The organism is Bacillus sp. DJP31, assembly GCF_049310945.1.
GTDB lineage: Bacteria > Bacillota > Bacilli > Bacillales > SA4 > Bacillus_BS.
The window spans coordinates 45,671-55,733 of record NZ_JBMERO010000024.1; the positions used below are offsets into that span (position 1 = coordinate 45,671).

Sequence of the window (10,063 nt, forward strand, 5' to 3'; positions counted from 1 at the left end):
ATATAGGGAGAGAGAAATTTGAATAACAAAGGGGTATGGGTGGCAGTCTTCATTCTAGTTGCAACGAATTGTCTTACATTAGGAATGTGGTTTACGGGTAAGCAGGAGAGACTAGCGATACCTGCTCTTGTAAAAACAGCCTCTTCTGCTACCGATGAGGTTGTAGCAACAGTAGGAGATCTAAATATTACACATCAGGATTGGCTGAATCAGTTAGAAAAGTTATATGGAAAAGAAACACTAAAAGAAATAATTAACCGAGAAGTGATTTATCAGCTCGCAGACAAACATACTATTAAAGTATCAGATGAAACCGTTGAGCAAGAATTACTAATGATCAAAGCTATGTATAATTCAGTAGAAAATGAAGAAATATCTGATCAAGAAGAATGGAAAGAACAGATTAAATATGACCTATTGTTAGAGGAAATGTTAACAAGAGATGTAACAATCCCAGAGGAACTTATCCAAGAGTTTTATAACGAAAATCAAACTCTTTTCCAAATTCCAACTACCTATCATCTTTCGCACATAAAGGTTAAAACAAAGGAAGAAGCCCAAACAGTGCTTGATGAGCTAAAAGCTGGTTCTGAATTCTCCGTTTTAGCAATGGAAAAATCAACAGACGAATTTTCTTCAAATGATGGAGGAGATCTAGGTTTTGTTACAAGAGAAAGTGGATATTTACCTAAAGAATATGATGTGCTTCTTTCAACATTAGAAGAAAAGAAGTGGGAAGGTCCAATTCAAATAGGAGAAGAATATGCAGTTCTCTTTCTTCACGAGACATTGGAAGGAAAAGAGTTTTCTTATGACGACATAAAGGATCATATTCGTAGACAGCTAGCTTTAGGACAAATTGAAGGCAAGGTAACAGCTGAACAATTTTGGGATGAAGTTGATGTCAATTGGTTTTATGATAAGTCGAAATAATTGACAATTCTAACACCTTTTGTTAAATTTTAAATAAAACCTATAATAATACTAGGAATTAAGGGGTGCTTTAGATGAGAGTGGCAAATTCAATTACAGAACTAATTGGGGAAACACCCATTGTTAAATTAAATAATCTTGTCGATGAAGATATGGCTGAAGTTTATTTGAAATTAGAATTTATGAACCCTGGAAGTAGTGTAAAAGATCGGATCGCGCTAGCTATGGTGGAGACGGCTGAAAAGAACGGAACATTAAAATTAGGAGACACAATCATTGAACCAACTAGTGGAAACACAGGGATTGGGTTAGCGATGGTAGCTGCAGCAAAGGGATATAAGCTGATTGTTTCAATGCCTGAAACGATGAGCATGGAGCGACGCAATCTACTTCGTGCCTATGGGGCAGAACTTGTTTTAACCCCAGGATCTGAAGGGATGAACGGGGCTGTGAAGAAAGCGGAAGAACTGTCTATTGAACACGGTTACTTCATGCCACAGCAGTTTAAAAATGCAGCAAATCCTGAGGTTCATCGTTTAACAACAGGTCCAGAAATCGTTAAGCAAATGGGAGAACAACTAGATGCCTTCGTTTCCGGGATTGGCACGGGTGGTACGATTACAGGTGCCGGTTTATTTTTAAAAGAGAATTATCCAACAATTAAGATATATGCAGTTGAGCCCCTTGATTCTCCTATTTTGGCAGGTGGAAAGCCAGGACCACACAAGCTACAAGGAATTGGGGCAAATTTTATTCCGGAAATTTTGGATACAAAGATTTACGACGAAATTATCCATGTGAAGACTGAAGAAGCTTTCGAGTATGCAAGACGTGCGGCTCGTGAAGAAGGTCTACTTGGTGGTATTTCCTCTGGTGCAGCCATTTTTGCCGCAATAAAAGTTGCAAAAGAATTAGGGAAAGGTAAAAAAGTGCTTGCCATTATTCCGAGTAATGGAGAGCGTTATCTAACTACAGCACTATATCAATTTGAAGAGTAGGCAGCCTGCAAAGGGTTGCTTTTTTTTATAGTAGGAAGTAGATGCTTTATATACATCCTGCACCAGCGTCAAGCTCGCCTGAGGTCACAAAACCGCGCGGCCAAGGGCGAAAATGCGCCTATAATTCTTAAGGACATCTGCTATACCTGAGCAAAATGGGTTGCTTTTGCCTTTTGTACTCCTATTTTCCAAGTGACTTTTCCCATAAAGTTCATTTGAAATAATGAACGAAAAAGATGTCCGCTTTCACGGAATCATGTAAAATATAAGTAACTTTACTAGGAGAGTGTCATATGGGGAAGAAATATCCGTTCTATAAAAAAATAAGCATACAAAAGGAAAGCTGGTTTCCTTTCTACCAATACATTAGCAGAGAAAATACCCATCATGCACTTCTTGAAAGTGGAAGAGGTGGTAGGTATAGCGTAATGGGGTTAGATCCAGTTGCTATCCTAAAAGGTAAGAACAATATCTTAGAAATATCCAACCTAGGTAAGACAACTACTCAAACAGGTAATCCTCTACTTTTAATGAGAGACTGGATGAAAGAAGCTCAGATAGAAACCAATCTAAGTCTTCCATTTTTTCAAGGAGGAGCGATTGGCTTTTTGAGTTATGACTATGCAAGGTATATTGAGAAATTACCACAGAGTTCAATTGATGATTTGGATGTTCCAGATTTATTTTTCATGATCTTCGACGATGTATTTGTCTTTGATCATCAAGAAGAAATGCTTTATATAATTGTATGCATGGAGAAAAATGAACAGTCAGATGCAGAGGAAAGATTACTATACTTGCAAAAAGTTTGGGAAACAACCACTATATCTAATGAAGGTAAGGACGAGGCAAGCACCTTGACTCCAACTGTAGCGGATGAGTTACAAGTGTCCCTTACAGAACCTCAATTTGGACAAGCAGTAAAAAAAATAAAGGAATATATATCCGCAGGGGATGTCTTTCAAGTTAACCTTTCTGTTAGACAGGCACAAGCCCTACTGGTGAATGCGATAGATGTTTATTCAGTGTTAAGGGAAATCAATCCATCTCCATACATGGCTTACATGCACACACCTGATTTTCAAATAGTTAGTGGGTCCCCGGAGTTGCTTATTCAAAAGGATGGGGATCAAGTAAGTACGAGACCAATTGCAGGTACCCGTTCGAGAGGCAAGGATGAAATGGAGGATGAAAAGCTAGCCCGCGAGCTAATTGACAATGAAAAGGAACGCGCAGAGCATGTGATGCTAGTCGATCTCGAGAGAAATGACCTAGGTAGAGTTTGTCAATATGGGACGGTACAGGTTGATGAATTCATGGTCATTGAGCGTTACTCTCATGTTATGCACATCGTTTCTAACGTAAAAGGCACATTGTTAAATCGATATGATGCATATGATGTTATAAATGCCGTATTTCCTGGAGGTACCATTACGGGTGCTCCAAAGATAAGAACAATGGAGATTATCGAGGAACTAGAACCCGTTAGAAGAGGTATTTACACAGGATCAATTGGCTGGATAGGGTATAATGGAGATATGTGCTTGAATATTTCGATTCGAACGATGATGGTAATGGAAGGGATAGCTTACATCCAGGCGGGTGCAGGAGTAGTCATCGATTCCAACCCAGATTTCGAATATAAAGAATCGTTAAAGAAGGCAAAGGCTTTATGGCAGGCTAAAGAAGTGGCTGAAGAGAAAGAGAATAGACAAAAAGTAGCTGAGTAGAGGAGAGAAGAGAATGATTTTAATGATTGATAACTATGACTCATTTACATTTAATCTAGTTCAATATTTAGGAGAGCTAGGGCAAGAATTAGTTGTAAAAAGAAATGACCAAATTACAATTGAAGAGATTGAGGCGCTAAATCCTTCCTTATTAATGATATCACCAGGTCCTTGTAGTCCAAATGAAGCGGGAATAAGTTTAAAGGCAATCGAATACTTTGCAGGAAAAATACCGATCTTCGGAGTTTGTTTAGGTCATCAGTCAATTGCTCAAGTTTTTGGTGGTGAAGTCGTGAGAGCCGAGCGTTTAATGCATGGAAAAACCTCCCCAATCCATCATAATGGAAAAACGATTTTCAAAGGGCTTGAACTCCCTTTTGTAGCAACTAGATACCATTCCTTGATTGTAAAGAAGGAAAGTCTACCAGATACTTTTGAAATTACTGCATGGACACAAGAGCAAGAAATCATGGCAATTCGTCATAAGGAATTACCAATCGAAGGAGTTCAATTCCACCCAGAATCAATCATGACTTCTTCTGGAAAACAACTTTTGAAGAACTTTGTTGAGTTGTATGGAAAAAAAGGTGAACCCGTGGTATGTACATCTATTTAAATGGCCAAATCATAAAAGAAGAAGAAGCAGTTATTTCCGTATTTGACCACGGATTTATGTATGGCCTTGGGCTATTTGAAACGTTTCGAGTCTATCAAGGTCATCCTTTTTTATTAGTTGATCATTTACACCGTTTGCGAAAAGGATTAACAGAGCTTCAAATACAGTGGGATGTAACTAATGAACAGGTCGTTGATGCTATTCAACAGATCCTTCATAAAAATAAACTTCAAGATGCTTACATCCGTCTTAATGTTTCAGCGGGTCCAAGTGGTCTTGGTCTAATAACAGAACCTTATAAAGATTCTACAACAATCATTTACGTCAAGCAGATACCTGAAATGGTGAAGGAGAAGAAGGGCGTCTTTCTTAAAATACGTCGTAATACTCCGGAAGGATCCTACCGGTTAAAATCCCACCATTATTTAAATAATATCTTGGGCAAACAAGAAATTGGACAAAATACAGAACTCGAAGGGATTTTCTTAACAAAAGAGGGTTTTGTTGCTGAAGGTATTGTGTCAAATCTCTTCTGGGTAAAGGATCGAATCGTGTACACCCCTCACATCGAGACAGGAATCCTGAATGGAATTACTAGACAGTTTGTTTTAAAGCTACTTGAAGAGGCGAAAATAACCTATAAAGAAGGATTTTTTAGTTTAGATGATCTATTATCAAGTGATGAGGCTTTTATAACTAACTCTATTCAGGAGATTATTCCTTTATACAAAATAGAACATAAACTATTTCCTAAAAGTGAGAGACATATAACAAGGTGGTTGCAGAAAAAATATAATGAATTAAAACACATACTCTAAACAATGAAACTAGGGTGGAGAGGTATGATGAAAATTGTCTACATTTATAAATACAATTATCCCTTGTGGCTCATATCAACTAGATAGTAAAAAAAAGACCTACATCATGGGCATATTAAACGTTACTCCAGATTCATTCTCAGATGGTGGGAACTTCACAAACATTCCGGCTGCAGTTGACCATGCTAGATACATGATTCAAAACGGGGCAGATCTGTTAGATGTAGGGGGAGAGTCAACCAGACCGGGGGCCAGTGAAGTGGCTCTTGATACGGAATTGGAAAGAATAATTCCTGTGATAAAAGCTCTTTCTTCGAGTATTGATGCTCCCATCTCAATTGATACATATAAAGCTGAGGTTGCGAAAAGGGCTATTGAAGCGGGTGCACATATGATTAATGATGTATGGGGTGCTAAAGCGGATCCAAAGATGGCACAAGTTGCTGCACATTATAATGTGCCAATTGTCTTAATGCATAATCGTGATAATAAAAATTATACGCATTTAATGCGTGATGTTATTAAAGACCTAATGGAGAGTATATCCATCGCTAAAGCTTCAGGAGTAAAAGATGAACACATTATTCTAGATCCTGGTATTGGCTTTGCAAAGGATTTTGACATGAATATTAATGTGCTACAGAATATGGATCAAATCGTAGCACTGGGTTATCCTGTCTTATTGGGCACATCCAGAAAAGCCTTTATAGGCCGAATTCTTGATCTTCCACCTAGTGAGAGAATGGAAGGAACAGGTGCAACGGTATGTCTAGGTATTCAAAAGGGATGCAGTATCATGCGTGTTCATGATGTACAGCCTATCTCAAGAATGGCGAAGGTCATGGACACTCTAGTTGGCAAAGGAGATGGACAGCATCGATAAGATTGAACTTCAACAGATGATGTTTTATGGGTATCATGGAGTTTTACAAGAGGAAACGAAACTTGGTCAGCGATTTATTGTGGATCTTTCCCTTTCATTAGATTTAACAAAAGCGGGAAAAAGTGATGATTTGAATGATACAGTCAATTATGCACAAGTATATGACCTTTGTCGCCGTATCGTCGAAGGCGAAGAACCTAAAAAGCTGATTGAATCTCTAGCAGAGGACCTATGTGAGAAGCTCTTAAACGAGTTTCCCTTGATTCAAGAATGTACATTAAAATTAATTAAACCTGACCCTCCTATTCCAGGCTATTACCAATCTGTCAGTGTTGTCTTGACAAGGAGTAGGCATGAAGAATAGGGTTTTTATTGGTATTGGTTCCAACATCCAGGAAAGAGTTTATTATTTAGAAGAATCTATAAAAGCATTAGTGAAAAATGAACGAATAAAAATCCTTAATTATTCTTCAATATATGAAACAGAGCCTGTTGGATTTACAGAACAAGATTCTTTTCTGAATATGGTTATAGAAATTTCTACTAGTATGTCTCCGCATGAACTCTTATCTGTTATACAAAACATTGAATTAGTACTTGGTAGGAATAGGGAGATGAAGTGGGGGCCAAGAACTTTAGACCTTGACATTTTGTTATACAACCAAGAGAATATTATAGCAGAAGACTTAATTGTTCCACATCCAAGAATGCACGAACGGGCATTTGTTATTGTCCCACTCTTTGAGATTGATCAAGAGCTAACCGTTAATGGACGAAAAGTGAAAGATATATATATGGAACAACTAGATAGAGATGGGGTTCAAATATGGAAGCTTCGATGTGGGGAAGGCGTATACGAGCTTTTCGAAAACTAAAGGGCTATACACAAGAAGGTTTTGCCAAGTATTTGGGTATCTCGGTTTCAATACTTGGGGAAATTGAACGTGGAAATAGAGCGCCTAGTGAAGAGCTGCTAAATAGTGTCGCAGAGTCACTTAATATTTCAATAGAAGATTTAACACCAAAAGAAAACTAAAAAGGAGGTTAATCCATGCTAAAAATAGGTGATATTCAGATGAAAAACCAAGTCGTTCTTGCTCCCATGGCCGGAGTATGTAACGCCGCTTTTCGTCTAACAGTAAAAGAATTTGGTGCAGGTCTTGTTTGTGCAGAGATGGTCAGTGACAAAGCTATTCTTTATAAAAATGCCAAAACAATGGGAATGCTCTATATAGATGAACGCGAGAAACCTCTTAGCCTCCAAATATTTGGTGGTGAAAAAGATACCTTAGTGGAAGCTGCTAAATTTGTAGATAAAAATACAACAGCTGATATTATCGATATCAATATGGGCTGTCCTGTACCGAAAATCACAAAATGTGATGCGGGTGCTAAATGGCTTCTAGATCCTAATAAAATTTATGAAATGGTCGCAGCTGTAGCAGATGCTGTTGATAAGCCTGTTACTGTAAAAATGAGAATGGGCTGGGATTCAGATCGTATTTTTGCGGTTGAAAATGCTAGAGCGGTTGAACGTGCAGGTGGAAAGGCCGTGGCTCTTCACGGAAGAACGAGAGTTCAAATGTACGAAGGTCATGCAAACTGGGACATTATTAAAGAAGTTAAACAAGCGGTATCGATTCCTGTGATTGGAAACGGTGATATACAGACTCCTCAAGATGCAAAGCGCATGCTAGAGGAAACGGGTGTTGATGGAGTCATGATAGGTCGTGCTGCTCTTGGTAACCCTTGGATGATCTATCAAACCGTTAAATACCTAGAAACAGGTGTGCTTATGGAAGAGCCATCGATCAGAAAAAAAATTGATGTTTGTATTCTTCATTTAGACCGATTAATAGCTCTTAAAGGTGAAATGATTGCTGTTAGAGAAATGCGTAAACATGCTGCTTGGTATTTAAAAGGAATAAAAGGAAATGCAAAGGTACGAAATAGCATTAACGACTGTAACACCAGAAGTGATTTAGTTACGTTATTGTCTTATTTAGTAGAAGAGGTAGAAGCAAGAGAGCGAAACGAAGTTCAAGTCGTTTAATCGTTTGACTTACCTATCAGACTGACCTATAATACCCATAAAGAAGATTGCCCACTGCCTGTACGCTACTGGCAGTTTTATTCATTTATAAATAAAACCCATTAAGTTTGGAGTGAGAATGTTGAGTTTTGAAGAGTTGAATGATCAGGTAAAGGTGCGCCGGGAAAAATTACATAAGCTACGTGAAAAAGGATTAGATCCATTTGGAAAACGTTTTGAACGTTCACATACATCTGTGGGGTTGACTTCCCTTTATGGTGAAGCTTCTAAAGAAGAACTAGATAGACAGAATATCGAGGTTACGATCGCTGGCCGAATTATGACAAAGCGTGGAAAAGGTAAAGCAGGATTCACACATATTCAAGATTTAGGCGGGCAAATTCAACTATATATTCGACAAGATGCTGTTGGGGAAGAGGCCTATGAAATTTTTGACACTGCGGACATCGGAGATATTGTTGGAGTGACTGGATTTGTTTTTAAAACACAAGTCGGGGAATTGTCCATCAAGACTACTAGTTTTGAATTACTGACAAAATCACTCAAGCCTTTGCCAGAAAAATACCACGGTTTAAAGGACGTGGAACAACGGTATAGACAGCGTTACTTGGATTTAATTATGAATCCAGCAAGCCGTGATACATTTATTATGAGAAGTAAAATTATCCAGTCAATGAGAAGATACCTTGATAACCAAGGATACTTAGAGGTTGAAACGCCAACCATGCACTCGATTGCTGGAGGAGCATCGGCACGTCCGTTCGTGACTCATCACAATGCATTAGATATGACTCTTTATATGCGTATCGCAATTGAGCTCCATTTAAAACGGTTAATAGTTGGTGGCTTAGAAAAGGTCTATGAAATTGGTCGAGTATTTAGGAATGAAGGGGTATCTACTAGACATAACCCTGAATTTACAATGCTTGAATTGTATGCAGCATATGCAGATTTCAATGACATCATGTCCCTAACTGAAAATGTAGTCGCTCATATCGCACAAGAAGTGTTAGGAACTACTACCGTGCAATATGGAGAGTACACGATAAACTTATCACCTCAATGGACAAGACTTCATATGGTTGATGCAGTTAAGGAATATGTAGGTGTAGACTTTTGGAGAGAGATGTCATTAGAGGAAGCAAGACAACTCGCTAAAGAACACAGTGTAGAAATAAGTGAGCATATGCTATATGGGCATATCGTAAATGAATTCTTTGAACAAAAGATAGAAGAAAAACTAATTCAGCCGACCTTTATATATGGACACCCAGTTGAAATCTCTCCTTTAGCTAAGAAAAATCCAGAGGATCCTCGCTTTACTGATCGTTTTGAGCTATTTATTGTCGCTAGAGAACATGCAAATGCCTTTACTGAACTAAATGACCCAATTGATCAAAGAGAACGTTTTGAAGCACAACTAAAAGAAAAAGAGCAAGGAAATGATGAAGCTCAAGAGATGGATGAGGATTTCATTGAAGCGCTGGAGTATGGAATGCCTCCAACGGGAGGACTTGGAATCGGGATCGATCGATTAGTGATGTTATTGACTAATGCCCCTTCTATTAGAGATGTACTATTATTTCCGCAGATGAGACATAGAGAAAATATAAAATCAGAGTAATAAACAAAAGCCTTGCTGAGAACCTCAGCGGGCTTTTTTTGTAATATCTATGCCGAAAATTAGTTTCAAACTTATATGAAAATATTTCCTGTTGAAAAAAATGAATGAAGGTGTTATAGTTATAAACGTTGTCGCGAAAAAATATTTGAAAAGCAAATATTAATTGTTTAATTGTTTGTAAAAAAATTAAATTAGTGTTGACGATTCTTTACAATGATGGTATATTTATAAAGTCGCTTTTGAGAGCGGCACACAAGTTCTTTGAAAACTAAACAGAACGTCAAGCTTGACTAGGACTTTCTAGTCCTTGTCAAAAATGTAACAAAACATCTGTATTCATACAGATGAAGGTTCCTTTCACTTTTGTGAGGGAACTATTGAAAGCTATTTTCGCTATCGCGAAAAAGT

11 protein-coding genes are annotated in these 10,063 nt (G+C 38.0%); all 11 read left to right on the top strand.

Going from position 1 to position 10,063, the window contains the following annotated elements; all coding sequences use genetic code 11:
* Positions 1 to 18 precede the first annotated feature (18 nt).
* The 11 genes from ACOI1C_RS17780 (at position 19) to lysS (ending at position 9,655) form a co-directional block, all read left to right on the top strand.
* A complete protein-coding gene (locus ACOI1C_RS17780; RefSeq protein WP_422511938.1) occupies positions 19 to 933 on the top strand; it encodes a peptidyl-prolyl cis-trans isomerase in 915 nt (304 codons plus the stop codon).
* 74 nt (positions 934 to 1,007) lie between these two features.
* Positions 1,008 to 1,931, top strand: a complete 924-nt coding sequence (gene cysK / locus ACOI1C_RS17785; RefSeq protein ID WP_422511939.1) for a cysteine synthase A — start codon at positions 1,008 to 1,010, stop codon at positions 1,929 to 1,931.
* A 293-nt stretch (positions 1,932 to 2,224) separates the two neighbouring features.
* A complete protein-coding gene (locus tag ACOI1C_RS17790; protein WP_422511940.1) occupies positions 2,225 to 3,661 on the top strand; it encodes an anthranilate synthase component I family protein in 1,437 nt (478 codons plus the stop codon).
* Between the two features lie 13 nt (positions 3,662 to 3,674).
* On the top strand, positions 3,675 to 4,277 hold the full coding sequence (gene pabA, locus ACOI1C_RS17795; protein WP_422511941.1) for an aminodeoxychorismate/anthranilate synthase component II: 603 nt from the start codon (positions 3,675 to 3,677) through the stop codon (positions 4,275 to 4,277).
* Positions 4,262 to 5,095 (top strand): aminodeoxychorismate lyase, encoded by an 834-nt coding sequence (gene pabC, locus ACOI1C_RS17800; RefSeq protein ID WP_422511942.1) that lies wholly within the window; start codon positions 4,262 to 4,264, stop codon positions 5,093 to 5,095. The genes pabA and pabC overlap by 16 nt, the downstream gene beginning before the upstream one ends.
* A gap of 106 nt (positions 5,096 to 5,201) precedes the next feature.
* Complete coding sequence (folP, locus tag ACOI1C_RS17805) at positions 5,202 to 5,978, top strand: dihydropteroate synthase (protein ID WP_422511950.1); 777 nt, start codon at positions 5,202 to 5,204, stop codon at positions 5,976 to 5,978.
* Entirely contained in the window at positions 5,971 to 6,342 is a 372-nt protein-coding gene (gene folB, locus ACOI1C_RS17810) for a dihydroneopterin aldolase (protein ID WP_422511951.1), read from the top strand. Before folP ends, folB begins: the two co-directional genes overlap by 8 nt.
* A complete protein-coding gene (gene folK / locus ACOI1C_RS17815) occupies positions 6,332 to 6,853 on the top strand; it encodes a 2-amino-4-hydroxy-6-hydroxymethyldihydropteridine diphosphokinase (protein ID WP_422511943.1) in 522 nt (173 codons plus the stop codon). The genes folB and folK overlap by 11 nt, the downstream gene beginning before the upstream one ends.
* Positions 6,805 to 7,014 (top strand): helix-turn-helix domain-containing protein, encoded by a 210-nt coding sequence (locus ACOI1C_RS17820; RefSeq protein WP_422511944.1) that lies wholly within the window; start codon positions 6,805 to 6,807, stop codon positions 7,012 to 7,014. The genes folK and ACOI1C_RS17820 overlap by 49 nt, the downstream gene beginning before the upstream one ends.
* A 15-nt stretch (positions 7,015 to 7,029) precedes the next feature.
* The gene (gene dusB / locus ACOI1C_RS17825; RefSeq protein ID WP_422511945.1) at positions 7,030 to 8,031 is read left to right on the top strand and encodes a tRNA dihydrouridine synthase DusB; all 1,002 of its coding nucleotides are present in this window, start codon (positions 7,030 to 7,032) and stop codon (positions 8,029 to 8,031) included.
* A 121-nt stretch (positions 8,032 to 8,152) separates the two neighbouring features.
* The gene (gene lysS / locus ACOI1C_RS17830; protein WP_422511946.1) at positions 8,153 to 9,655 is read left to right on the top strand and encodes a lysine--tRNA ligase; all 1,503 of its coding nucleotides are present in this window, start codon (positions 8,153 to 8,155) and stop codon (positions 9,653 to 9,655) included.
* The last annotated feature ends 408 nt before the right edge of the window (positions 9,656 to 10,063 follow it).